Here is a 24,299-nt window from a genome sequence, read left to right on the forward strand (position 1 = left end):
TCCCAGCAAGCCCCCCGCGTGGGAGCGGGACGGGGCTTGCGCGTACCACGCCACTCTAGACGTTGCCCAGACGCCGGTCTTCGCGGGGGTGGGGTCGTGTTGAAGGGGTAGGTCCCCAGGGGTGGACCGCGTTCGGGAGGCGAAGTCCCACGGCCACCGGCAGTCTTGCTGTGTGCGCTCATTTGAGGGGCATGAGCACGAAAAGAGGGCCGTCCGGCGGGGGTAGGCTCGACACCGCCGGTACACCCTCAGTCACCGGCTTCATAACATGTGGAGAGGAGCCCTGACCCAGGGTGAGCACTAAGCCGACCACCACAGACCTCGAGTGGACCGAATTGGACCAGCGGGCCGTAGACACCGCCCGCGTCCTGGCCGCGGACGCCGTACAGAAGGTCGGCAACGGCCATCCCGGTACGGCGATGAGCCTGGCGCCCGTCGCGTACACCCTCTTCCAGAAGGTGATGCGCCACGACCCGGCCGACCCCGAGTGGGTCGGGCGCGACCGGTTCGTGCTCTCCGCCGGCCACTCGTCCCTGACCCTCTACACCCAGCTCTACCTGGGTGGCTTCGGTCTCGAACTGGACGACCTGAAGGCCTTCCGCACCTGGGGCTCGAAGACCCCGGGCCACCCGGAGTACGGCCACACCGCCGCCGTCGAGACGACCACCGGTCCGCTGGGCCAGGGCGTCGCCAACGCCGTGGGCATGGCGATGGCCGCCCGCTTCGAGCGCGGTCTGTTCGACCCGGAGGCGCCGGCCGGCACCTCGCCGTTCGACCACCGGATCTACGCGATCGCCGGTGACGGCTGCCTCCAGGAGGGCATCTCCTCGGAGGCGTCCTCGCTGGCCGGCCACCAGAAGCTCGGCAACCTGATCCTGCTGTGGGACGACAACCACATCTCGATCGAGGGCGACACCGAGACGGCCGTGTCCGAGGACACGCTGAAGCGGTACGAGGCGTACGGCTGGCACGTGCAGCGCGTCGAGCCGCAGGAGAACGGCGACCTGGACCCGGCCGGGCTCTACGCGGCGATCCGCGCCGCCGAGGCCGAGACCGAGCGCCCGTCGTTCATCGCGATGCGCTCGATCATCGCCTGGCCCGCCCCGAACGCGCAGAACACCGAGGCCGCCCACGGCTCGGCGCTCGGCGACGAGGAGGTCGCGGCCACCAAGCGCGTCCTGGGCTTCGACCCGGAGAAGACCTTCGAGGTCTCCGACGAGGTCATCGGGCACACCCGCGCGCTCGGCGAGCGGGGCCGCGAGGCGCGCGTGGAGTGGGAGAAGCAGCTCGCGGAGTGGCGTACGGCCAACCCGGAGCGGGCGGCGGAGTTCGACCGCATCCAGGCCAACGAGCTGCCCGAGGGCTGGGCGGAGAAGCTGCCGGTCTTCGAACCGGGCAAGGGCGTGGCCACCCGTGCCGCCTCGGGCCAGGTCCTCAAGGCGCTCGGTTCGGTCGTTCCGGAGCTGTGGGGCGGCTCGGCCGACCTCGCCGGGTCGAACAACACGACGATCGACAAGGAGTCGTCGTTCCTGCCCGCGGGCAACCCGCTGCCGGAGGCCGACCCGTACGGCCGCACGATCCACTTCGGGATCCGCGAGCACGCGATGGCCGCGGAGATGAACGGCATCGCGCTGCACGGCAACACGCGGATCTACGGCGGCACCTTCCTGGTGTTCTCCGACTACATGCGCAACGCGGTGCGGCTGTCCGCCCTGATGCACCTGCCGGTCACCTACGTCTGGACCCACGACTCGATCGGTCTGGGCGAGGACGGTCCGACGCACCAGCCGGTGGAGCACCTGGCCTCGCTGCGCGCGATCCCGGGGCTGAACCTGGTCCGTCCGGCCGACGCGAACGAGACGGCCCTGGCCTGGCGCGAGATCATGCAGCGCCACACCAAGGTGTACGGCAAGGGCGCCCCGCACGGTCTGGCGCTCACCCGCCAGGGCGTGCCGACGTACGCGCCGAACGAGGACACGGTCAAGGGCGGCTACGTGCTGTTCGACGCCGAAGGCGGCGAGCCGGAGGTGGTCCTGATCGCGACCGGCTCCGAGGTGCACCTGGCCGTCGAGGCCCGCGAGCAGCTCCAGGCCGCCGGCACGCCCACCCGGGTGGTGTCGATGCCCTCGGTGGAGTGGTTCGAGGAGCAGGACCAGGCGTACAAGGACTCCGTCCTGCCGCCGTCGGTCCGCGCCCGGGTCGCCGTCGAGGCCGGCATCGGCCTGACCTGGCACAAGTACGTCGGCGACGCCGGCCGGATCGTCTCCCTGGAGCACTTCGGCGCCTCGGCCGACGCGAAGGTCCTCTTCCGCGAGTTCGGGTTCACGCCCGAGGCCGTCGCCGCCGCCGCCCGGGAATCGATCGACGCCGCCGCGCGCTGACCCCGATACGTACGACTTATTGGAGATGCAACTCTCATGACAGACGCACTCAAGCGCCTCTCCGACGAAGGCGTCGCGATCTGGCTGGACGACCTCTCGCGCCAGCGGATCACCTCCGGCAACCTGGCGGAGCTGATCGACCAGAGCCACGTGGTCGGGGTGACCACCAACCCGTCGATCTTCCAGAAGGCGATCTCCGAGGGTCACGGCTACGACCAGCAGGTCTCCGACCTCGCGGCCCGCCGGGTGACCGTCGAGGAGGCGATCCGGATGATCACGACGGCGGACGTCCGCGACGCCGCCGACATCCTGCGCCCGGTCTTCGACGCGACCGACGGCCAGGACGGCCGGGTCTCCATCGAGGTCGACCCCCGCCTCGCGCACGACACCAAGGCCACGGTCGCCGAGGCCAAGCAGCTGGCGTGGCTGGTGGACCGGCCCAACGCGCTGATCAAGATCCCGGCCACCGAGGCGGGTCTGCCGGCGATCACCGAGGTCATCGGCCTGGGCATCAGCGTCAACGTGACGCTGATCTTCTCCCTGGAGCGCTACCGCCTGGTCATGGACGCCTACCTGGCGGGTCTGGAGAAGGCCCGCGAGCGCGGCCTGGACCTCTCCAAGATCCACTCGGTGGCCTCCTTCTTCGTCTCCCGCGTGGACACGGAGATCGACAAGCGCCTGGACGGCATCGGCACCGACGAGGCCAAGGCGCTCAAGGGCAAGGCCGCCCTGGCCAACGCCCGGCTGGCCTACGAGGCGTACGAGGAGGTCTTCTCCTCCGAGCGCTGGGCCGCCCTGGACAAGGCGCACGCCAACAAGCAGCGTCCGCTGTGGGCCTCGACCGGCGTCAAGGACCCGGCGTACAAGGACACCCTGTACGTCGTGGACCTGGTCGCCCCCGGCACGGTCAACACCATGCCCGAGGCCACCCTGGAGGCCACCGCCGACCACGGCGAGGTCACCGGCGACACCATCCGGGGCACGTACGACGACGCCCGCGCGGTCCTGGAGGCCGTCGCGAAGCTGGGCATCGGCTACGACGAGGTCGTCCAGCTCCTGGAGGAGGAGGGCGTCCAGAAGTTCGAGGCGTCCTGGACCGACCTGCTCAAGTCCACCGAGGCGGAGCTGAAGCGCCTCGCACCTTCGGAGGCGTAACCACCTTGAGCGCAGCCCACGGAGGCAATCCGCTCCGTGACGCCGCAGACCGACGGCTCCCGCGCATCGCGGGGCCGTCGGGTCTGGTGATCTTCGGCGTCACGGGCGATTTGTCCCGAAAGAAGTTGATGCCCGCCGTCTACGACCTGGCCAACCGCGGCCTGCTGCCGCCGGGCTTCTCGCTCGTCGGCTTCGCCCGGCGCGAATGGCAGGACGAGGACTTCGCGCAGGAGGTCTACGAGGCCGTCAAGCAGCACGCGCGCACCCCCTTCCGCGAGGAGGTGTGGCAGCAGCTGATCCAGGGCATGCGGTTCGTCCAGGGCGACTTCGACGACGACGAGGCCTTCGAGCAGCTGAAGACCACCGTCGAGGAGCTGGACAAGGCCCAGGGCACCGGCGGCAACTTCGCCTTCTACCTGTCGGTCCCCCCGAAGTTCTTCCCCAAGGTCGTCCAGCAGCTCAAGAAGCACGGGCTCGCCGACCAGAGGGACGGGTCCTGGCGCCGCGCGGTCATCGAGAAGCCCTTCGGGCACGACCTGGCCTCCGCCAAGGAGCTCAACGAGGTCGTCCACGAGGTCTTCCCGCCGCACGAGGTCTTCCGGATCGACCACTACCTCGGCAAGGAGACCGTCCAGAACATCCTGGCGCTCCGCTTCGCCAACACCCTCTTCGAGCCGATCTGGAACCGGTCGTACGTCGACCACGTGCAGATCACCATGGCCGAGGACATCGGCATCGGCGGCCGGGCCGGCTACTACGACGGCATCGGCGCCGCCCGTGACGTCATCCAGAACCACCTGCTCCAGCTGCTCGCGCTGACCGCGATGGAGGAGCCCGCCTCCTTCGACGCCGACGCGCTGGCCGCCGAGAAGACCAAGGTCCTCGGCGCGGTGAAGCTGCCCAGGGACCTGGGCGCGTCCACGGTCCGCGGCCAGTACGCGGCCGGGTGGCAGGGCGGCGAGAAGGCCGTCGGCTACCTCCAGGAGGACGGCATCGACCCGAACTCCAAGACGGACACCTACGCGGCCGTCAAGCTGGAGATCGACAACCGCCGCTGGGCGGGCGTCCCCTTCTACCTGCGCACCGGCAAGCGGCTGGGCCGCCGCGTCACCGAGATCGCGGTCGTCTTCCAGCGCGCCCCGCACTCCCCCTTCGACCACACCGCGACCGAGGAGCTCGGCCGCAACGCCATCGTCGTCCGGGTGCAGCCGGACGAGGGCGTGACGGTGCGGTTCGGCTCCAAGGTGCCCGGCACCCAGATGGAGATCCGGGACGTGTCGATGGACTTCGCGTACGGCGAGTCCTTCACGGAGTCCAGCCCCGAGGCGTACGAGCGGCTCATCCTCGACGTCCTGCTCGGCGACTCGAACCTCTTCCCGCGCGTGGAGGAGGTCGAGCTGTCCTGGAAGATCCTCGACCCGATCGAGAGGTTCTGGGACGAGCACGGCAAGCCCGCGCAGTACCAGTCCGGGACCTGGGGCCCGGTCGAGGCGGACGAGATGCTCGCACGAGACGGCAGGAGCTGGCGCCGGCCATGAAGACCGACCTGACGGACACCACGTCCTCGAAGATCAACAAGGCGCTGGTGCTCGGGCGGCGGGCGATCGGCGCGCCGGCCGTCGGCATGGTGCTCACCCTCGTCATCGTCACCGACGAGGAGAACGCCTACGACGCGCTCAAGGCGGCCAACGAGGCGTCCCGCGAGCACCCCTCGCGGACCCTCGTCGTCATCAAGAGGGTCTCGCGCTCGCCGCGGGACCGCGCCAAGGCACGGCTCGACGCCGAGGTCCGCCTCGGCGCCGACGCCAGCGCCGGCGAAACGGTGGTGCTCCGGCTGTACGGCGAGGTCGTCGACCACGCCCAGTCGGTGGTGCTGCCGCTGCTGCTCCCCGACGCCCCGGTCGTCGTCTGGTGGCCGGTGGACGCGCCGACCGACCCGGCGAAGGACCCGCTGGGCGCGCTCGCCCAGCGCCGGGTGACCGACACGTACGCCGCCGAACAGCCCATCGAGGAGCTGACGGCGCGGGCGGAGACGTACACCCCGGGCGACACGGACCTGTCGTGGACCCGGATCACCCCGTGGCGGTCGATGCTCGCCGCCGCGCTCGACCAGGTCGCGTGCGAGGTCGACGCCGCCGAGGTGGAGGGCGAGGAGTTCAACCCGAGCGTGGAACTGCTCGCCATGTGGGTGGCGGACCGGCTGAAGGTGCCGGTGCGGCGCTCGAAGTCGGCGGGGCCCGGCCTCACCTCCGTACGCCTGGAGACCGACTGCGGGCCGATCGTGCTAGACCGGCCGGACGGGTCGCTCGCCACGCTCTCCATCGAGGGGCAGCCGGACCGCGGGGTGGCGCTCAAGCGCCGCGACACGGCCGAGCTGATCGCGGAGGAGCTGCGCCGGCTCGACCCGGACGACACCTACGCGGCGGCGCTGAAGTTCGGCGTCGGGCGGCTCGACGAGCGGGCGGCGGTCACGGCGCCCGAGCCGGAGGAGGAGGCCGGGACGACCGGGGCCGCTTCCGAAGCCGCTCCCCGGGAGGAGGCCGCTTCCGAGGAGGAGGCCGCTTCCGGGGAGAAGGCCGCTTCCGGGGAGAAGGCCGCTCCCGCCGCCAGGTCCGCAGCGAAGAAGGCCCCGGCCAGGAAGGCGGCGGCCAAGTGAGCGCCCCTCAGCTGGTCGTCCACCGCGACAAGGAGCTGATGGCGCAGGCCGCCGCGGCCCGGCTGATCACCCGGATCGTGGACGCCCAGGCCGCCCGGGGCTCCGCCTCGGTGGTGCTGACCGGCGGACGCAACGGCAACGGCCTGCTCGCGGCGCTCGGTTCGGCGCCCGCGCGGGACGCGGTCGACTGGTCGCGGCTCGACCTGTGGTGGGGCGACGAGCGGTACCTGCCCGACGGGGACCCGGAGCGGAACGTCACCCAGGCCCGTGAGGCGCTGCTCGACCGGGTGCCGCTGGACCCCGCGCGGGTGCACGCCATGCCGGCCTCGGACGGGCCGTACGGCGACGACGTCGAGGCCGCCGCCGCTGCCTACGCGGAGGAGCTGGCCGCCGCGGCCGGACCCGACGACCACGGCGGCGTGCCGGCGTTCGACGTGCTGATGCTGGGCGTCGGTCCCGACACGCACGTGGCCTCGCTCTTCCCCGAGCTGCCGGCCGTGCGCGAGAGCGAGCGGACGGTGGTCGGGGTGCGCGGCGCGCCGAAGCCGCCGCCGGTCCGGATCTCGCTGACGCTCCCGGCGATCCGGGCGGCGCGGGAGGTCTGGCTGCTCGCGGCCGGTGAGGACAAGGCGAAGGCGGCGGCGATCGCGCTGTCGGGCGCGGGCGAGGTGCAGGCCCCGGCGGCCGGCGCCCTCGGTCGTTCGCGCACGCTGTGGCTGTTGGACGCGGCGGCGGCCTCGGAGCTGCCGCGGAGCCTGTACCCGCCGGCCACGGCCTGACCTTCCCCGGCCGGCACGGCCCCGGAGGCCCGGTTCACCCCTCGGTGGACCGGGCCTCCGGTGTGTCCGGCACTCCCACGGGCTCCAGGAAGGGCGCGAGGAGACCCGGTACGGCCTCGGCGGCGAAGGCCAGGCCCTGGCTCCGGCCCGCGTCGAGGACCGCGTACGCGCCCGATCCGGCCGCCGTCGTGGCGACCAGGGTGACGAGGCCGGCGCGCCGCTGGAAGTACGACTGCTTGACGGTCCAGCCGATGACGCCGGAGCGCTGGAGGGCGACCGTGGCCCGCCGGACCGTACCCGAACGGGTGACCAGATAGGGCCCGCTGACGCCGTGTCCGAGGTTCCGGTGGGCGTCGCGGGCGAGGAGCAGGGCGAGCGGGGTGAGGACGACGGTCCAGCCGGCCGCCGCGTACAGCAGGACCGGGGTGAGGGCGAGGCCGAGGACGGCGAGGAGCGCGGCGGGCGTCAGGACGCTCCACAGGGCCCAGCGGGTCCGCCGGTTCCGGGCGGCCCGGGGGTGGGCGGCGAGCGGTGCCCCGGTGGGCGGTTCGGGCTCGCGCAGGACCCGGGCGGCGACCCGGTCGGCCAGCGGGCGGGGGACGGCCGGTATCAGGTTCTTGAGGTCGCCGTGCCTGTCCTCGTCCTTCTCGGCCAGGCCGGTGGCGACGGCGTCGACGCGGGCCGCCCCGAAGAGGCGCACGCCGAGCGGTTCGACGAGCTCGATCCCGCGCAGCCGGCGCTCCTCGATGGAGACCGAGCGGGCGGTGAGGAGGCCCCGGGTGACGCGCAGGGTGCCGCCGGGCTCGCGCTCCAGGCGGTAGTTCCACCACATCTCGACCCACAGGCCGAGGGCGCCGACGGCCCCGACGGCGGTGGCGAGGAGGACCAGCCAGAGGATCGTCCAGGGGATCGCGACGGAACTGAAGCGCTCCCCTATCCAGTCGATGACCTCGCCCTGGGCGCCGAACCACTCGCTGACCTGCATGACCGCTCCGGCGGCGGCGCCGCCGAGGGCGGGGGCGAGGAAGGAGACGGGGGCGTAGCGGATCCAGCGCGGATCGAGGGCGGCGAGGGCGCCGTCGTGCCGGGGGTCCTCGGGCACGGCGGCCCGCGTGAGGAGTGCGCGGCGGAGCCGTTCGCCCTCGGCGCGGGCGACCAGATCCAGTTCGAGCGCGGCGTCGCCGCCGCTGTGCTCGCCGGTCCCGATGCGGACCTTGACCAGGCCGAGGACGCGCTGGAGGGGGTTGGCGGTGAGGTCGACGCTGCGGATGCGCTCGCGGGCCAGGGAGCGGCGCTTCAGGTGGAGCAGGCCGGTGTGGAGGTCGACCCGCTCGGGGCCGACGCGGTAGCGGGTGCGGCGCAGGCGGACGGAGTCGGCCCCGGTGCCTCCGAGGACCAGGAGGAGGGCTCCGGCGAGGACCCAGCCGAGGGCCTGCCAGAGCGGCCGGGAGCCGGCGAGACCGAGGGCGACGGGGAGCCCGGCGCCACCGGCCACTCCGCAGAGGAGGGCGGCGGTGGCGAGGAGGGTACGCCGGTCGAGCCGCCGCCACTCCCCCTCGGACGCGCCGGGGCGCCGCCGCTCCTCCCCGGGCGCGTCGAGCCCCCGCTCCCCCTCCGGTACCGGCTCGTTCACGTGGCGTCCCCGGGCGTGGCCCGGGTGACGGCCGTCAGCCGCTCGGCCAGGTCGGCGGCCAGCTCGTGGTCGAGGCCCTCGATCCGGACCGCGCCCTCGGAGGAGGCGGTGGTCACGGTGACGGTGGCGAGCCGGAAGTACTGCTCCAGGGGGCCGCGCGAGGTGTCGACGGTCTGGATCCGGGACATCGGGGCGATCCGCCACTCCTGCCAGAGGGCTCCGGTGCGCACGTAGACGGCCGTGTCGGTGACCTCCCAGCGGTGCACCCGGAACCACCAGGCGGGGAGGGACGCGGTGCAGGCCGCGCCCGCGACCGCCACGGCCCCGGCCGCGACCAGCAGCCAGGTCCTGGCGGGCCCGACGAGCGCGCCGAGGACCGCGAGGACCGCCACCGGTCCGGCGGTGGCGGCCAGGAGCCGCGCCCGCCACCAGGTGACGGCCCGCCCGTCCACGGCGTTCCTCGGCGGCCGCAGCCGCACCGCGTCCTCCCCCCTCACCGCTCCTGCCTACCGGCCGCGCAGCGAGCGGTAGACGGCGACGAGGCCGGCGGTCGAGCCGTCGAGCTCCTCCGCGCCCTCCCCGGTCGTCAGGACCGGCTCGATCCGCTTGGCGAGGACCTTGCCGAGCTCGACGCCCCACTGGTCGAAGGAGTCGATGTTCCAGATCGCGCCCTGGACGAAGACCTTGTGCTCGTAGAGCGCGATCAGCTGTCCGAGGACGGACGGGGTGAGCGCCTCGGCGAGGATCGTGGTGGTGGGGTGGTCGCCCCGGAAGGTCTTGTGCGGGACGAGCTCCTCGGGGACGCCCTCGGCCCGTACCTCCTCGGGCGTCTTGCCGAAGGCGAGCGCCTGCGTCTGGGCGAAGAAGTTGGCCATGAGCAGGTCGTGCTGGGCGACGAGGCCGGACTCCAGGTCGTCCACGGGCCGGGCGAAGCCGATGAAGTCGGCCGGGATCAGCTTGGTGCCCTGGTGGATCAACTGGTAGTACGCGTGCTGGCCGTTGGTGCCGGGGGTGCCCCAGACCACGGGTCCGGTCTGCCAGTCGACCCGCTCGCCCTCGCGGTCCACCGACTTGCCGTTGGACTCCATGTCGAGCTGCTGGAGGTAGGCGGTGAACTTCGACAGGTAGTGGGAGTACGGCAGGACGGCGTGCGACTGGGCGTCGAAGAAGTTGCCGTACCAGACGCCGAGGAGGCCGAGGAGCAGCGGCGCGTTCTCCTCGGGCGGGGCGGTGCGGAAGTGCTCGTCGACGAGGTGGAAGCCGTCGAGCATCTCGCGGAAGCGCTCCGGGCCGATGGCGATCATCAGGGAGAGGCCGATGGCGGAGTCGTAGGAGTAGCGGCCGCCGACCCAGTCCCAGAACTCGAACATGTTGGCGGTGTCGATGCCGAACTCCTCGACCTTCCCGGCGTTGGTCGAGAGGGCCACGAAGTGCTTGGCCACGGCCTCCTGGCCGGCGTCGAGGCCGGTGAGGAGCCAGTCGCGGGCGGAGGTGGCGTTGGTGATGGTCTCGATGGTGGTGAAGGTCTTCGACGCCACGACGAACAGCGTCTCGGCGGGGTCGAGGTCGTGGACGGCCTCGTGGAGGTCGGCGCCGTCGACGTTGGAGACGAAACGGAGCGTCAGGTCCCGGCGGGTGTAGGAGCGCAGGACCTCGTAGGCCATGGCGGGGCCGAGGTCGGAGCCGCCGATGCCGATGTTGACGACGTTCTTGACCGGCTTTCCGGTGTGGCCGGTCCACTCGCCCGCGCGGACCTTGTCGGCGAAGTCGCCCATCCGGTCCAGGACGGCGTGGACGCCGGGGACGACGTTCTCCCCGTCGACCTCGATCACGGCGTCGCGGGGGGCGCGCAGCGCGGTGTGGAGGACCGCCCGGTCCTCGGTGGTGTTGATCTTCTCGCCGCGGAACATGGCGTCGCGCAGCTCGGCCACGCCGGTGGCGGCGGCCAGCTCCCGCAGCAGGGTCAGCGTCTCGTCGGTGACGAGGTGCTTGGAGTAGTCCAGGTAGAGGTCGCCGACCCTCAGGGTGAGGTCGGTGCCGCGCGTCGGGTCGGCGGCGAACAGCTCGCGCAGCCGGGGCGTGCCCAGCTGTTCGCGGTGCTTGCCGAGGGCCGCCCACTCGGGCAGCCGGTTGAGCCTCGTACGGCCTTCGTTCTTCATCTCGGACATCGCCCACTTCTCTCGTACGTGTCTGCCCCGCTGCCCCTCCAACCTAATTGATCAGGAGGGCCGGTGAGGCGACGGCAGGCGCGGCGGCGCCCGTACGGTCTCCGGGGACGCCGAACGGGCCCCGCCCGCGAACAGAGTTCGCGGGCGGGGCCCGTTCGTCACGCCGTCACACCGTGCTCAGATCTCGCCGCGCAGCTTGGCGAGGGCTTCGGCGAGGATCGCCTCGCCGTCCGCGTCGCTGCGCCGCTCGCGCACGTACGCGAGATGGGTCTTGTACGGCTCCGTGCGCGGCGGGTCCGGCGGGTTGTCGCGGTCCTGGCCGGCCGGGAAGCCGCAGCGCGGGCAGTCCCAGGTGTCGGGGACCTGTGCGTCGCTGGCGAAGCTCGGCTGTGTCTCGTGCCCGTTCGAGCACCAGAAGGAGATGCGGAGGCGCGGCGCCGACTCGCCCCGCTCGGCCTCGCCCATCGGCCCCGCTCCGACCCGGCTTCCCCGGATCGCGTTGCCACTTGCCACGGTCGTAACTCCCTGCGTGATGGTGCTCGAAGGTGCCCCAGTCTACGTAAGGCCCAACGCGCGTCCAGTGATTGGAGTTACCCGTCCAACTTCATCAGCAGACCGAGCACCACGATGCAGGCGAACCAGAGCAGGCCGACCACGACGGTGATGCGGTCCAGGTTGCGCTCGGCGACCGAGGAGCCGCCGACGGAGGACTGCATGCCGCCACCGAACATGTCGGAGAGGCCGCCACCCTTCCCCTTGTGCATCAGCACGAGCAGCATCAGCAGCGCGCTGAAGACGATCAGGGCGATCGAGAACCCCATAACCACGGCTGGACCAACTTCCTCGGACTTATACGGACGGGGGCCGGGCGCCTGCCCGACCCCCGCAAGGGTACGACGTAACTCCGCTACCGCATACTCACTGGTCGCGGAAGCGAACGATCTTGACGAACTCGTCGGCGTCCAGCGCGGCGCCGCCCACCAGGGCGCCGTCGACGTCCGGCTGGGCCATGATCGCGGCGACGTTCCCGGACTTGACCGAGCCGCCGTACTGGATGCGGACCTTGTCGGCCAGCTCCTGGGAGTACAGCTCTGCGAGGCGGCCGCGGATCGCCCCGCAGACCTCCTGGGCGTCCTCGGGGGTGGCGACCTCGCCGGTGCCGATGGCCCACACCGGCTCGTACGCGATCACGATCGTCTCGGCCTGCTCGGACGGGACGTCCTTCAGACCGCCGTCGAGCTGGGCGAGGGTGTGCTCGACCTGCTGTCCGGCCTTGCGGACGTCGAGGCCCTCGCCGACGCAGAGGATCGGGGTGATGCCGTGCTTGAAGGCGGCCTTCACCTTGGCGTTGCAGACCTCGTCGTCCTCGGCGTGGTACTGGCGGCGCTCGGAGTGGCCGACGGCCACGAAGGCCGCCTTCAGCTTGGACAGCATGAGGCCCGAGATCTCGCCGGTGTAGGCGCCGGAGTCGTGCGCCGAGATGTCCTGGGCGCCGTACTTGATCTTGAGCTTGTCGCCGTCGACCAGGGTCTGGACGGACCGCAGGTCGGTGAAGGGGACCAGGACGGCGACCTCGACCGCGTCGTGGTCCTTGTCGGTCAGGGCGAAGGCGAGCTTCTGGACGTGGGCGATGGCCTCGAGGTGGTTGAGGTTCATCTTCCAGTTGCCCGCCATCAGCGGGGTGCGGGTGCTCATGGGTGGGTCAGTCCTCCAGTGCGGCGAGGCCGGGAAGCGTCTTGCCCTCGAGGTATTCGAGGGAGGCGCCGCCGCCGGTCGAGATGTGGCCGAACGCGTTCTCGTCGAAGCCCAGGGTGCGGACGGCGGCGGCGGAGTCGCCGCCGCCGACCACGGTGAAGGCCGGGGAGTCGACGAGCGCCTGGGCGACGGCCTTGGTGCCCTCGGCGTAGTCGGGGTGCTCGAAGACGCCCATCGGACCGTTCCAGAAGACGGTGGCCGCGTCGGCGAGCTTCGAGGCGTAGAGCTTGCGGGTCTCGGGGCCGATGTCGAGCCCCTCCTCGTCCGCGGGGATGGCGTCCGCGGCGACCGTGGTGGGGTTCGCCGGGGCCTTGGTCTTCAGGTCCGGGAACTCGGGCGAGACCAGGACGTCGACGGGGAGCACGAACTCCACGCCGCGCTCCTTCGCGCGGGCCAGGTACTCCTGGACGGCCGGGATCTGGTCCTCCTGGAGGAGGGAGATGCCGACCTCGTGGCCCTGCGCCTTGAGGAAGGTGTACGCCATGCCGCCGCCGATGAGGATGCGGTCGGCCCTCTCCAGGAGGTGGTCGATCACGCCGAGCTTGTCGGAGACCTTGGCGCCGCCGAGGGCGACCACGTACGGCCGCTTCACGTCCTCGGTGAGCTTCTTCAGGACGCCGACCTCGTTGGCGATGAGGTGACCCGCGGCGTGCGGGAGGCGCGCCGGGAGGTCGTAGACCGAGGCGTGCTTGCGGTGCACGGCACCGAAGCCGTCGCCGACGTAGAGGTCGGCGAGGGCGGCGAGGCGGTCCGCGAAGGCGCCGCGCTCGGCGTCGTCCTTGGAGGTCTCGCCCGCGTTGAAGCGGAGGTTCTCCAGGACGGCGACCTGCCCGTTCCCGAGACCCGCGACGGTCCCGGTGGCGGAGTCGCCGACCGTGTCGGTCGCGAACGCCACGTCGGCGCCGAGCAGTTCGCCCAGGCGCGCGGCGGCCGGGGCGAGCGAGAACGCCGGGTCCGGGGCGCCCTTGGGGCGGCCCAGGTGCGAGGCGACCACGACGCGGGCGCCGGCGTCGGCCAGCGCCTTGACCGTGGGGACGACGGCGCGGATGCGTCCGTCGTCGGTGATGGTGGTGCCGTCGAGCGGCACGTTGAGGTCGGCGCGGACGAACACGCGCTTGCCTTCGACGCCCTCGTGGAGAAGCTCGTCGATCGTCTTCATCTGTTAACTGACTCCTTGGTACGCGGTGGAGCACACGAACAGGGCTCGCGCAGCGCGACGTTGCGCTGCCCGAGCCCTGCTCACCATCGAAAGCCCGCTCTGAGGATCAGAGCTGGCCGCCGACGAAGACGGTGAGGTCGACGAGACGGTTGGAGTAGCCCCACTCGTTGTCGTACCAGCCGAGGATCTTGACCGACTTGCCGTCCTGGACCATCGTCATGGAGGAGTCGAAGGTGCAGGACGCCGGGTCGCCCACGATGTCCGAGGAGACGATCGGGTCCTCGGTGTAGAACAGGAAGCCCTTGAGGTCGCCGTCGTCGGCGGCCTTCTTGAACGCGGCGTTGACCTCGTCCCTGGTGACCTCGCGGTCCAGGGTGACGACCAGGTCCGTGGCGGAGCCGGTCGGGACCGGGACGCGCATGGCGATGCCGTCGAGCTTGCCCTTGAGCTGCGGGAGGACCAGGGCGGTGGCCTTGGCGGCACCGGTCGTGGTCGGGATGATGTTCTCCGCGGCGGCGCGGGCGCGGCGCAGGTCCTTGTGCGGGAAGTCCAGGATGCGCTGGTCGTTGGTGTACGCGTGGACCGTGGTCATCAGGCCCTTGACGATGCCGAAGTTCTCGTCGAGGACCTTGGCCATCGGCGCCACGCAGTTGGTGGTGCAGGACGCGTTCGAGATGACGTGGTGGTTCGCCGGGTCGTACTTGTCCTGGTTGACGCCCATCACGACGGTGATGTCCTCGTCTTTGGCCGGAGCCGAGATGAGGACCTTCTTGGCGCCGCCGGCGATGTGCTTCTCGGCGTCGGCCTTCTTGGTGAAGATGCCGGTCGACTCGATGACGATGTCGACGCCGAGCTCGCCCCAGGGGAGGTCGGCCGGGTCGCGCTCGGACAGCACCTTGATGGTGTGGCCGTCGACGGTGATGGTGTCCTCGGTGTGGGTCACCTCGGCCTTGAGGCGTCCCAGGATGGTGTCGTACTTCAGCAGGTGGGCCGTGGTCGCGGTGTCACCCAGGTCGTTGACAGCCACGATCTCGATGTCGGCACCCTGCTCAAGGAGCGCGCGGAAGTAGTTCCGGCCGATGCGGCCAAAGCCGTTGATGCCTACGCGGATCGTCACGAACCGATCTCCTCGTTAGGTACGCCGGTGTGTTCGACGCCGGCGAGATTTTTGTTTTTGGGATGTCCCCGACCACTTACGACCCTACCCCTCCGGGGCCGCCGGAGTGACATCGAGCGCATCCGTACGAGCCCGGAAAGTGAGGATGGGCGGTCGGCGGCCCGCACCTACCAGCAGGTAAGGGCCGCCTTGGGACTTTTGTCCCGACTACTCTCCGTCAAACGGTCGGGGCACCGCTCTCAGCGGTGGAGGGCCTTGAGGGCGCGGCCGACGAGCCGTGCCCGCTCCGCCGTGCCGGGCACGTGCTCCAGGCCGAAGCCGAGGAGGACGGTGTCCCGGGTGGTGACCGCCGCCCGCGAGTGGAAGAGGGCGGCGGAGCGCGTCCAGTCGGAGCCGTTGCCGGGGCTGCCGGTCGGCGCCCCGGGCGTGGACCAGACGCCGAGGGAGGTCTCGAAGCCCTCGGCCTCGGTGGTGGTGCCGGTGACGAGCCGGACGTCGTCGACGAAGGCGCCCGTCCCGCCCGTACCGGGGTCGGAGACGTACGAGAGGGAGAGTTCGACCTTCCCGCCCGCCCAGGCGCTCAGGTCGACGGAGGCCTGCCGCCAGCCGTTGGAGGGGCCGGTGAAGGCGTTCCAGGAGCCGGTGGTGCCGGTGGGTGCGCAGCCGTCCTCGCCGACGGTGAGGTAGTGGGCGAGGAAGGGGTGGCCGCGGACGTAGTAACCCTCGCCGCAGTCGGCCGGGGGCTCGGCGGAGGTGCCGCCGTTGGCGTCGGGCAGGGTGGTCCAGTCGTCCCGGCCGACGGTGCGGGCCTCGACGACGAGGTTGTCGTAGCCGGGCTCGGTGTCGTGGCTGACCTGGAAGTCCAGGCGGGGCTTCGCGGACGCCGGGACGCCGGTGAGGTCGACGGTCCTGGCGAGCCGGGCCCAGGTGTCGTCGGCGTGCTTGACGGCCGCGAAGGTGGCGCCCTCGGCGGGCTCGAAGGGGGTGCGGACGCCCGGGTAGTCGCCGGCGGAGGCGCTGCTCGCGAACTGCGGGAAGTCCTCCGGGTTCAGGGTGTCGGAGGTGACGGTGTACGCGCCGGCGTCGTCCAGCGGGTTGCCGGGGGCCGCGCCCAGGCCGGCCCGTACGCCTCCGAAGGCGCCCGCGCCGGCGAAGGCGGACGGGTTCTTCAGTCCGGCGCGGTGGTGGGCGCCGAGGTAGTACTGGGCGAAGTCGTCGGTCTCGGCGGGGCCGACCCGGGTGAGTCCGCCGGCCTTCTCCCCCGCGTTGATCAGCCGGCCGCCCTCGTTGAGGTAGGAGCGGACGGCCAGCTCGGCGCCCCCGGAGGGGCGCCCGGCGCCGGTGTACCAGACGACGGCGTCGAAGTGGGAGAGGACGCCGAGGGCGTCCGGGGCGCCCTGGACGGCGACGTCCCAGACGGCGGCCCTCCGTCCGTTGTCGGCGAGCGCCTTCACGTAGGCGGCGGTGTGGCGTCCGGCGGTGGTGCCGCCCTCGTCGGCGAGGACGAGGACGTCGCCGCGGGCGCGTTCGGCCACCTGGTACGTGAAGGGGGCGGAGGCGGTGGTGCGGCCCTCGCGGGTGCGGGCGGTGAACCGGACCTCGACGGAGTCGCCGGGCCGGGCGCCCGCGACCTCGGCGCGGTACTCGTCGAAGTAGAGGTTGTCCTCGCCGCCGTAGGTCTCTCCGCCCTTCCAGGCGCGGAGCGCCTCGCGGTGGACGCGGCCGCCGTTGACCCGGTACTCGAGCGTCTTGCCGCGCAGCGACTTGCGGGCGGTGACGGCGACCTCCTGCTCCCCGCCCCGGGCGTAGGAGGTGGTGAAGGTCTTCGGGGTGAGGTCGGGGGCCTCGACGCCGACCGGGGAGACGGGCCGGTCCGGGTGGGCGGAGGACTCGGCGACGGCGAGCGCGAAGGGCACGTTCTTGGCGAACTCGGCCCGGATCAGCTTCTCGTCGTCCGGGAAGGTGAAGACGGAGGCGCAGTCGGCCGGGTTCCAGGCGTCGTTCGGGTCGACCCGGGAGGCGGTGGCGCAGGTGGACATCTCCGGGGTGAACATCTGCATGCCGTTGACGTTGGCGGCGTGTCCGTCGGCCTCGCCGTTGGTGGTGTACAGCTCGGAGGAGACCTGCGGCCGGTAGCCGGGCACGGCCGAGTTCTCCGGGGTGCCGGCGAGCGCCTCGAGGGCCACGTCGTCGGGGGTGTCGGTGGCGACCTGCCAGCCGACGCCGTACAGCAGGAGCTGGGCGGCGGAGTGGTAGTTGATCCCGTACGCGAAGCCGATGCGCTTCTGGAAGGCGTCGATCGCCCTGGTCTCGGGCTCGGACATGGGGCCCTTGCCGCGGAAGGTCTCGTCGGCGGGGTCGGGGGACGAGCCCTCGTTGTCGTAGCCCCATTTGTAGGCGAAGTTGCGGTTGAGGTCGACGCCGTCGCCGGGGGTGATCCTGCCGTCGCCGTCGTTGTCGCGGAGGTTCTTGCGCCACTGCCGGTTGGCGGGGTCGGCGTGGGTGTGGTCGTACCCGTCCGGGTTGGCGGAGAGCACGAACCACAGCTCGGTGGTGTCGACGATCCGGGTGATCCGCCGGTCCTTGCCGTAGCCGTCGAGGTAGTGGTGCATCAGCCGCCGGGTCATCTCGGGGGTGATCCACTCGCGCGCGTGCTGGTTGGACATGTAGAGCGTGGCGGGCTTCGACCCGTCCTTGCTCCGTCCGGCACCCTTGCTGATCTTGAGGGCGAGGATGTCCTGGCCCTTGAGGGTCTTGCCGATCGGGACGGCCTTGGTGAGCCCGGGGTGGGTCCGGGCGGTGTCCAGGATCTCCTGCTTGAGGCCGCCGGGGCCGCCGTACGGGCGGAAGACGCCGTCGCCGGCGGCGGCGACCCGCTTCTCGGCCGGGCCGGACAGGTCGTGCTCGGCGAGGTCGACGCCCTGGCCGCGCAGCCGCCCTGCCTGGGCGCCGGTGAGGAAGAGCTCGACCATGGCGGTGCCCTTCGCGGGCACCCGCTCGGTCAGTTCGTGGGCGTCGGCGCCGGCTTCGAGGAGGAGCGGAACCTGCTCCCGGGCGACCTCGGCGTGCCATACGGAGAGGGCGTCGGCGTCGCGGACGTCCGGCCGCGCTCCGGCGACGGGCGCCGTCGCCACTCCGGCGATCAGCAGTGAAGCCGCGGCGAGGATCGATCTCGCTCTGCGTCCCATGAGCTCCCCTTGGTGTCGTCCGTCTCGGAGGTGAACAGATCTCGCGGGTGGAACGGGTCTCGCGGATGGAACCGGTCTCACGGGTGGAACGGGTCTCGCGGGTGGACAGACGACAGACTCATGGGCGCCCCCGGAGGCGTCAAGGGTGCCTCCCGGCGCGTCGCGCACACCGGAAAAGGAACTGCCGGTGCGTCAGAAACGCACCGGCAGGGAAGAGTTGACCGAAAATCTACCGGTCTCAGCCGACCAGGCTGTCGTCCAGCTCCTCGGCGAGGTTGGACTCGGTCCCGGGGATGCCCAGGTCCTGCGCCCGCTTGTCGGCCATGGCGAGCAGCCGGCGGATCCGGCCGGCCACCGCGTCCTTGGTCAGCGGCGGGTCGGCGAGCGCGCCCAGCTCCTCCAGGGAGGCCTGCTTGTGCTCCATGCGGAGCCGGCCGGCGGCGGCGAGGTGCTCGGGCACCTCCTCGGCGAGGATCTCCAGGGCGCGCTGCACCCGGGCCCCGGCGGCGACCGCGGCGCGGGCCGAGCGGCGCAGGTTGGCGTCGTCGAAGTTGGCCAGGCGGTTGGCGGTGGCGCGGACCTCGCGCCGCATCCGCCGCTCCTCCCAGGCGAGCACCGACTCGTGCGCGCCGAGCCGGGTGAGCAGGGCACCGATCGCGTCGCCGTCGCGGACGACGACCCGGTCCACGCCCCGTACCTCGCGGGCCTTCGCCGCGATGGAGAGCCGGCGGGCGGCGCCGACCAGGGCGAGGGCGGCCTCCGGGCCCGGGCAGGTGACCTCCAGGGAGGAGGAGCGGCCCGGCTCGGTCAGCGAGCCGTGCGCGAGGAAGGCCCCGCGCCAGGCGGCCTCCGCGTCACAGGTGGCCCCGGAGACCACCTGCGGGGGGAGGCCCCGGATGGGGCGGCCCCGGCCGTCGACCAGACCCGTCTGGCGGGCCAGCTGGTCGCCTCCGGCCACCACCCGCACCACGAAGCGCGAGCCGCGCCGCAGCCCGCCGGGGGCCATCACGATCAGTTCGGAACTGTGTCCGAAGATCTCCAGGATGTCCCGCTTGAGGCGGCGGGCCGCCATCGCGGTGTCGAGCTCCGCCTCGATCACGATGCGGCCGCTCACCAGGTGCAGCCCGCCCGCGAACCGCAGGATCGACGAGACCTCTGCCTTCCTGCAGCAGGTCCGGGTGACGGGAAGCCGGGAGATCTCGTCCTTCACCGCTGCCGTCATCGCCATGGGCCGATCCTTCCATGCATCCGAAAAATACGGTCGTACGCGGCGGCCAGCAGCTCCGGGTCGTGCTTCGCGGAGCCGTCGGGCCGGGCCACCGGCGCCAGCTCGACCGCGGCGCCGAACCGCTTGGCGGCGTCGGCGAGGGAGTCGCGGTCGGGCACGGCGGCCTCGTCGGCCAGCACCACGTCCAGGGCGAGTTTAGGGGCGTGTCGCCCCAAAACCTCCAAATGACGCTGCGGGGAGAAGCCATCGGTTTCTCCGGGCTGCGGTGCGAGGTTCAGGGAGAGCACCCTGCGGGCCTTGGTCTCGGCCAGCGCGTCGAGGAGTTCGGGGACCAGGAGGTGCGGGATCACCGAGGAGAACCAGGAGCCGGGGCCCAGGACGACCCAGTCGGCGTCCAGGACCGCGGCGACCGCCTCGGGGACGGCCGGCGGGTCGTTCGGCACGAGGTGCACGGACTGCACCTCGCCGGGGGTGAGCGCCACGGTGGCCTGGCCGGCCACGGTGTCCACGTCGTCCGGCCGCTCCGGGTCGTGGCCCCTGACCAGGGCCTGGAGCTCCAGGGGCACGGCGGACATGGGCAGCACCCGGCCCTGGGCGCCGAGCAGCAGGCCGACCAGGTCCAGGGCCTGCACGGGGTCGCCGAGCTGTTCCCAGAGGGCGACGATCAGCAGGTTGCCGACGGCGTGCCCGTTGATCTCGCCCTTGGAGTGGAAGCGGTGCTGGATGACCCGGGCCCAGGTCTGGCCCCAGTCGTCGTCGCCGCAGAGCGCCGCGAGCGCCTTGCGCAGGTCGCCGGGGGGCAGCACGCCGAGCTCCTCGCGGAGCCGGCCGCTGGAACCGCCGTCGTCGGCGACGGTGACGACGGCGGTGAGGTCGCCGGTGATCCGGCGGAGCGCGGCGAGGGAGGCCGAGAGGCCCATGCCCCCGCCGAGCGCGACGACCTTGGGCTGGGCGCCGCGTCTGCGGAGCGTGCGCCGCACCGTGAGGGTGGAGGCACGCCGGCGGTACGGCTTCACTCGCGCCCCATGTCCCGGTGCACGACGACGGTCTCGACCCCTTCGGCGGCGAGGCGGGCGGCGAGGCGCTCGGCGGTGGCCACCGAGCGGTGCTTGCCGCCCGTGCAGCCCACGGCGACCGTCACGTACCGCTTGCCCTCGCGGCGGTAGCCGGCGGCGATCAGCTGGAGCAGCTCGGTGTAGCGGTCCAGGAACTCCTTGGCGCCGGGCTGGTTGTAGACGTAGTTCGACACCTCCTCGTTGAGGCCGGTGAAGGGGCGCAGCTCGGGGACCCAGTGCGGGTTCGGCAGGAAGCGCATGTCCACGACGAGGTCGGCGTCGACGGGCAGGCCGTACTTGAAGCCGAAGGACATCACGGTGGCCCGCAGCTCGGGCTCCTCGTCGCCGGCGAACTGGGCGTCCATCTTGGCGCGCAGCTCGTGGACGTTGAGGCTGGAGGTGTCGATCACGAGGTCGGCGTCGCCGCGCAGCTCGCGCAGCAGGTCGCGCTCGGCGGCGATGCCGTCGGTGATGCGGCCGTCGCCCTGGAGCGGGTGGGGCCTGCGGACCGACTCGAAGCGCCGGACGAGGGCCTCGTCGGAGGACTCCAGGAAGACGATCCGGCGGGTGACCTGCTTGGCGTCGAGGTCGGCGAGGGACTCCCGCAGGTTGTCGAAGAACTGCCGGCCGCGGACGTCCACGACGACGGCGATCCGGGCGACGTTGCCCTGGGAGCGGGCGCCGAGCTCCACCATGGTGGGGATCAGCGCGGGCGGCAGGTTGTCCACGACGAACCAGCCGAGGTCCTCCAGACACTTCGCCGCGGTGGACCGGCCGGCCCCGGACATGCCGGAGATGATCACCAGCTCGGGAATGGCCGCCTCGGCGCCGTTGTCGCCGGGGGTCTCCTTGGTGCCCGTACTCACGTGTCCTGCTCCGTCTTCTCGGTGGTGCTCGTCGTGCCGTTCACGCGCGGCCGTGCCGTGACGTCCGCGTCGTCCTCCATGATCCCGCCCGTCGCCGTGTTCACGACGGGGGCGGCGGGAGCCGCCGGGGCGGGAGCCACGTCGTCCTCCAGGATCTCCCCCGTCGCCGTGTTGACGGCGGGGGCGGCCGGGGCCGCCTGTGCCAGGGCGACGACGACGGCCTCCGCGGTCTTCCGGCCCATGCCGGGGACCTCGCAGATCTGCTCGATTGTCGCCTGCCGGAGCCGCTTCACCGAGCCGAAATGCTTGATCAGGGCCTGCTTCCGGGTCTCCCCGAGGCCGGGGACGGCGTCGAGGGGCCCGGTCCTGAGGCGTTTCGACCGCTTGGACCGCTGGTAGCGGATGGCGAAGTCGTGAGCCGTGTCACGCACCCGCTGGAGAAGGTACAGGCCCTCGCTGGAGCGGGGCAGCACCACCGGGTCGTCGTCGCCGGGCAGCCAGACCTCCTCCAGGCGCTTGGCGAGGCCGCAGACCGCGATGTCGTCGATGCCGAGCTCGTCGAGGGCGCGCCGCGCGGCGGCGACCTGGGGCTGTCCGCCGTCGACCACGACGAGCTGCGGCGGGTACGCGAACCGCTTGGGCCGCCCGTCGTCCTCGGGGTCCTCGGCGGGGACCTCGCCGTCGCCCCACTCGCCCGTCCTCTCCTTCTCGGCGAGGTAGCGCCGGAAGCGGCGGCCGATCACCTCGTGCATGGAGCGGACGTCGTCCTGCCCTTCGAAGCCCTTGATCTGGAAGCGGCGGTACTCGCTCTTGCGGGGCAGCCCGTCCTCGAAGACGACCATGGACGCCACGACGTCCTCGCCCTGGAGGTGCGAGATGTCGAAGCACTCGATCCGCAGCGGCGCCGAGTCCAGGTCCAGGGCCTCGGCGATCTCCTCCAGGGCCCGGGAGCGGGTGGTGAGGTCGCTGGCCCGCTTGGTCTTGTGGAGCACGAGGGCCTGCTGGGCGTTGCGCGCGACGGTCTCCATCAGGTCCTTCTTGTCGCCGCGCTGCGGCACGCGCAGCGAGACGAGGGAGCCGCGGCGGCCGGAGAGCCAGGCGGAGACGGCTTCGGCGTCCTCGGGGAGCGCCGGGACCAGGACTTCCTTGGGGACCGCCTCGCCGCTCTCCTCGCCGTACAGCTGCTGGAGGGCGTGCTCGACGAGCCCGGCGGTGTCGACGGCCTCGACCTTGTCGGTGACCCAGCCGCGCTGGCCGCGGACGCGTCCGCCGCGCACGTGGAAGATCTGGACGGCGGCCTCCAGCTCGTCCTCGGCGAGGGCGATCAGGTCGGCGTCGGTGGCGTCGGCGAGGACGACCGCGTTCTTCTCCATGGCCCGGCGCAGGGCCGCGATGTCGTCGCGGAGCCGGCCGGCCCTCTCGTACTCCATGTCCTCGGCCGCGATCGTCATCTGCTTTTCGAGCCGGCGGATGTACGTGCCGGTGCGGCCGGCCATGAAGTCGCCGAAGTCCTCCGCGAGTCCGCGGTGCTCCTCGGGGGTGACGCGGCCGACGCAGGGCGCCGAGCACTTGCCGATGTAGCCGAGGAGGCAGGGGCGGCCGGCCGAGGCGGCGTTCCGGAAGACGCCCGCCGAGCAGGTGCGGACGGGGAAGACCCGCAGCATCAGGTCGACGGTCTCGCGGATCGCCCACGCGTGCGCGTACGGCCCGAAGTAGCGCACGCCCTTCTTCTTGTGGCCGCGCATGACCTGGACGCGGGGGAACTCCTCGTTCATGGTCACCGCGAGGTACGGGTAGCTCTTGTCGTCCCGGTACTTGACGTTGAACCGGGGGTCGAACTCCTTGATCCAGGAGTACTCCAGCTGGAGCGCCTCGACCTCGGTGGACACGACGGTCCACTCCACGGAGGCGGCCGTGGTCACCATGGTGGCCGTGCGCGGGTGGAGGCTCGCGAGCGGCTGGAAGTAGTTGGCGAGGCGCTGGCGCAGGGACTTCGCCTTGCCCACGTAGATCACCCGGCGGTGCTCGTCGCGGAACTTGTAGACCCCCGGGGAGTCGGGGATCTGACCCGGCTTGGGGCGGTAGCTGGAGGGGTCTGCCATGGTCCCCACCCTACTGGCGGGGACCGACACTCCGGCCGGGCGCACACCTGCGTCCAGGCCTCGTGCGGGTGGGTCGCCGTCCTGCCCGCACGAGGCCCGCCGGGGCCGGGGCGGGGCCGGGCCGAACCGGGCGGGGGCGGCCCCGCCCGGGCCGGGGCCGGGTCAGGCCGCCGGGTCGCTCCAGGCCGCCCGGCGGCGGCGTATCGCGGCCGTGGCCGCCAGGGCGAGGGCCAGGGAGGCGCCGGCGCCGGCCACGGTGGCGGTGAACGCCTCCGAGGCGTCCGCCCGGGCCGTCGGAGCGGCCTGCGGCGCGGGAGCCGCTTGCACGGCGGCCTCCTGTGCCGGGGCCGCCTGTCCGGCGGCTCCCCGCGCCCCGTACCCGCCCGCCGCGCCCTTCTTCGCGTAGGCGGAGCCGGGGAGCTTGTCGCCGTACGCCCGGGCGACCCGCTCCCGGTAGGCGGCGAGGGTCGTCCCGTTCTTCCCGACGGCCCGGACCGCGTCCTCGTCCAGCGGGAGCACCTTCGCACCCTTCTGGACGTACCAGGCGTCGATCTGCGGCTCGCGGAAGACGAGGCCGCCGGGCAGCAGGTGCCCGGCCCGCTCCGCGTACCGGATCTCGTCGTCGCCGGTGGCGATGTTCACCACCTGCCAGCCGCCGGCCCCCTCGACCGTCCACAGGGAGGCCTTCCGTCCGTCCGGGGCGACGGCCCGGGTGGCGCGGAACTCGACGCGGGCGACCGGGGCCCCGGCCTTCCCGGCGACGAAGTCCGGGGAGAGGATCCGGACGGGGACGGAGGAGCCTTCGACCCGCGGGGTGCCCGTCGTACGGGCGGCCGTCGCCGGGGCTCCGGCCCCGTCGCTGGCGAAGAACCGGGACAGGGTCTCCAGGGTCCCCGGCGCGGAGGCGGCCCGCTCGGGGGTGGGGGCGGGCGGCAGGCTCTCGGCGGCGGCCGCCGGGAGGGTTCCGAGGGCGACGAGGGCCGCGGCGGTCAGGAGGCCGGCGGCGGTGGCACGCGCGTGCGTCGCGGTCATGGGCACGGTCACGGTGATCACGGTG

The 24,299-nt window shown here is 72.3% G+C and carries 19 protein-coding genes; 5 read left to right on the forward strand and 14 right to left on the reverse strand.

Going from position 1 to position 24,299, the window contains the following annotated elements; genetic code table 11:
* Positions 1–293 precede the first annotated feature (293 nt).
* From tkt to pgl, 5 genes are read left to right on the forward strand one after another with little or no spacing between them, the layout of a single operon-like run.
* Positions 294–2,381, forward strand: a complete 2,088-nt coding sequence (gene tkt / locus ACFY7E_RS16135; RefSeq protein ID WP_389485200.1) for a transketolase — start codon at positions 294–296, stop codon at positions 2,379–2,381.
* Between the two features lie 36 nt (positions 2,382–2,417).
* Entirely contained in the window at positions 2,418–3,536 is a 1,119-nt protein-coding gene (gene tal / locus ACFY7E_RS16140; RefSeq protein ID WP_389485202.1) for a transaldolase, read from the forward strand.
* A 5-nt stretch (positions 3,537–3,541) separates the two neighbouring features.
* Entirely contained in the window at positions 3,542–5,074 is a 1,533-nt protein-coding gene (gene zwf, locus ACFY7E_RS16145) for a glucose-6-phosphate dehydrogenase (protein ID WP_383445195.1), read from the forward strand.
* A complete protein-coding gene (opcA, locus tag ACFY7E_RS16150) occupies positions 5,071–6,192 on the forward strand; it encodes a glucose-6-phosphate dehydrogenase assembly protein OpcA (RefSeq protein ID WP_389485205.1) in 1,122 nt (373 codons plus the stop codon). Before zwf ends, opcA begins: the two co-directional genes overlap by 4 nt.
* Complete coding sequence (gene pgl / locus ACFY7E_RS16155) at positions 6,189–6,971, forward strand: 6-phosphogluconolactonase (protein ID WP_389485207.1); 783 nt, start codon at positions 6,189–6,191, stop codon at positions 6,969–6,971. The genes opcA and pgl overlap by 4 nt, the downstream gene beginning before the upstream one ends.
* A 34-nt stretch (positions 6,972–7,005) precedes the next feature.
* On the opposite strand, the gene ACFY7E_RS16160 is transcribed toward pgl, so the two are convergent.
* The 14 genes from ACFY7E_RS16160 to ACFY7E_RS16225 form a co-directional block, all read right to left on the reverse strand.
* Positions 7,006–8,604, reverse strand: coding sequence for a PH domain-containing protein (locus tag ACFY7E_RS16160; RefSeq protein ID WP_389485210.1), 1,599 nt, complete (start codon positions 8,602–8,604; stop codon positions 7,006–7,008).
* A complete protein-coding gene (locus tag ACFY7E_RS16165; RefSeq protein WP_389485212.1) occupies positions 8,601–9,101 on the reverse strand; it encodes a PH domain-containing protein in 501 nt (166 codons plus the stop codon). Before ACFY7E_RS16165 ends, ACFY7E_RS16160 begins: the two co-directional genes overlap by 4 nt.
* 9 nt (positions 9,102–9,110) lie before the next feature.
* The gene (gene pgi, locus ACFY7E_RS16170; RefSeq protein WP_389485214.1) at positions 9,111–10,772 is read right to left on the reverse strand and encodes a glucose-6-phosphate isomerase; all 1,662 of its coding nucleotides are present in this window, start codon (positions 10,770–10,772) and stop codon (positions 9,111–9,113) included.
* Positions 10,773–10,949: 177 nt separating this feature from the next.
* Entirely contained in the window at positions 10,950–11,285 is a 336-nt protein-coding gene (locus tag ACFY7E_RS16175) for an RNA polymerase-binding protein RbpA (protein WP_003957010.1), read from the reverse strand.
* Between the two features lie 77 nt (positions 11,286–11,362).
* Positions 11,363–11,593, reverse strand: coding sequence for a preprotein translocase subunit SecG (secG, locus tag ACFY7E_RS16180; protein WP_030205174.1), 231 nt, complete (start codon positions 11,591–11,593; stop codon positions 11,363–11,365).
* A gap of 97 nt (positions 11,594–11,690) precedes the next feature.
* Positions 11,691–12,467, reverse strand: coding sequence for a triose-phosphate isomerase (tpiA, locus tag ACFY7E_RS16185; protein ID WP_389485217.1), 777 nt, complete (start codon positions 12,465–12,467; stop codon positions 11,691–11,693).
* A 7-nt stretch (positions 12,468–12,474) separates the two neighbouring features.
* Complete coding sequence (locus ACFY7E_RS16190; protein WP_389485219.1) at positions 12,475–13,686, reverse strand: phosphoglycerate kinase; 1,212 nt, start codon at positions 13,684–13,686, stop codon at positions 12,475–12,477.
* A 106-nt stretch (positions 13,687–13,792) separates the two neighbouring features.
* Entirely contained in the window at positions 13,793–14,803 is a 1,011-nt protein-coding gene (gene gap, locus ACFY7E_RS16195; RefSeq protein WP_383443678.1) for a type I glyceraldehyde-3-phosphate dehydrogenase, read from the reverse strand.
* 239 nt (positions 14,804–15,042) lie between these two features.
* Positions 15,043–17,991: a M14 family zinc carboxypeptidase gene (locus ACFY7E_RS16200; RefSeq protein WP_389485221.1), complete on the reverse strand. Its 2,949-nt coding sequence runs from the start codon at positions 17,989–17,991 to the stop codon at positions 15,043–15,045.
* A 238-nt stretch (positions 17,992–18,229) separates the two neighbouring features.
* Positions 18,230–19,219: a DNA-binding protein WhiA gene (gene whiA, locus ACFY7E_RS16205; RefSeq protein ID WP_383443684.1), complete on the reverse strand. Its 990-nt coding sequence runs from the start codon at positions 19,217–19,219 to the stop codon at positions 18,230–18,232.
* Positions 19,210–20,235: a uridine diphosphate-N-acetylglucosamine-binding protein YvcK gene (gene yvcK, locus ACFY7E_RS16210; RefSeq protein WP_383443687.1), complete on the reverse strand. Its 1,026-nt coding sequence runs from the start codon at positions 20,233–20,235 to the stop codon at positions 19,210–19,212. The genes whiA and yvcK overlap by 10 nt, the downstream gene beginning before the upstream one ends.
* Positions 20,232–21,140, reverse strand: a complete 909-nt coding sequence (gene rapZ, locus ACFY7E_RS16215) for an RNase adapter RapZ (protein ID WP_383443690.1) — start codon at positions 21,138–21,140, stop codon at positions 20,232–20,234. The genes yvcK and rapZ overlap by 4 nt, the downstream gene beginning before the upstream one ends.
* The gene (gene uvrC / locus ACFY7E_RS16220; protein ID WP_389485224.1) at positions 21,137–23,242 is read right to left on the reverse strand and encodes an excinuclease ABC subunit UvrC; all 2,106 of its coding nucleotides are present in this window, start codon (positions 23,240–23,242) and stop codon (positions 21,137–21,139) included. The genes rapZ and uvrC overlap by 4 nt, the downstream gene beginning before the upstream one ends.
* 162 nt (positions 23,243–23,404) lie before the next feature.
* The gene (locus tag ACFY7E_RS16225; protein ID WP_389485628.1) at positions 23,405–24,274 is read right to left on the reverse strand and encodes a hypothetical protein; all 870 of its coding nucleotides are present in this window, start codon (positions 24,272–24,274) and stop codon (positions 23,405–23,407) included.
* Positions 24,275–24,299 lie beyond the last annotated feature (25 nt).

The sequence above is a fragment of the Streptomyces sp. NPDC012825 genome, from assembly GCF_042900925.1.
Taxonomy (GTDB): Bacteria; Actinomycetota; Actinomycetes; order Streptomycetales; family Streptomycetaceae; genus Streptomyces.

What these genes read in the sequence shown, in the direction of transcription:
- ACFY7E_RS16200 (WP_389485221.1), bottom strand. Translation starts at nt 17,991, where the DNA reads ATGGGACGCAGAGCGAGATCGATCCTCGCCGCGGCTTCACTGCTGATC.
- opcA (WP_389485205.1), top strand. Translation starts at nt 5,071, where the DNA reads ATGAAGACCGACCTGACGGACACCACGTCCTCGAAGATCAACAAGGCG.
- uvrC (WP_389485224.1), bottom strand. Translation starts at nt 23,242, where the DNA reads ATGGCAGACCCCTCCAGCTACCGCCCCAAGCCGGGTCAGATCCCCGAC.
- ACFY7E_RS16225 (WP_389485628.1), bottom strand. Translation starts at nt 24,274, where the DNA reads ATGACCGCGACGCACGCGCGTGCCACCGCCGCCGGCCTCCTGACCGCC.
- tal (WP_389485202.1), top strand. Translation starts at nt 2,418, where the DNA reads ATGACAGACGCACTCAAGCGCCTCTCCGACGAAGGCGTCGCGATCTGG.
- ACFY7E_RS16190 (WP_389485219.1), bottom strand. Translation starts at nt 13,686, where the DNA reads ATGAAGACGATCGACGAGCTTCTCCACGAGGGCGTCGAAGGCAAGCGC.
- whiA (WP_383443684.1), bottom strand. Translation starts at nt 19,219, where the DNA reads ATGGCGATGACGGCAGCGGTGAAGGACGAGATCTCCCGGCTTCCCGTC.
- pgi (WP_389485214.1), bottom strand. Translation starts at nt 10,772, where the DNA reads ATGTCCGAGATGAAGAACGAAGGCCGTACGAGGCTCAACCGGCTGCCC.
- tpiA (WP_389485217.1), bottom strand. Translation starts at nt 12,467, where the DNA reads ATGAGCACCCGCACCCCGCTGATGGCGGGCAACTGGAAGATGAACCTC.
- secG (WP_030205174.1), bottom strand. Translation starts at nt 11,593, where the DNA reads ATGGGGTTCTCGATCGCCCTGATCGTCTTCAGCGCGCTGCTGATGCTG.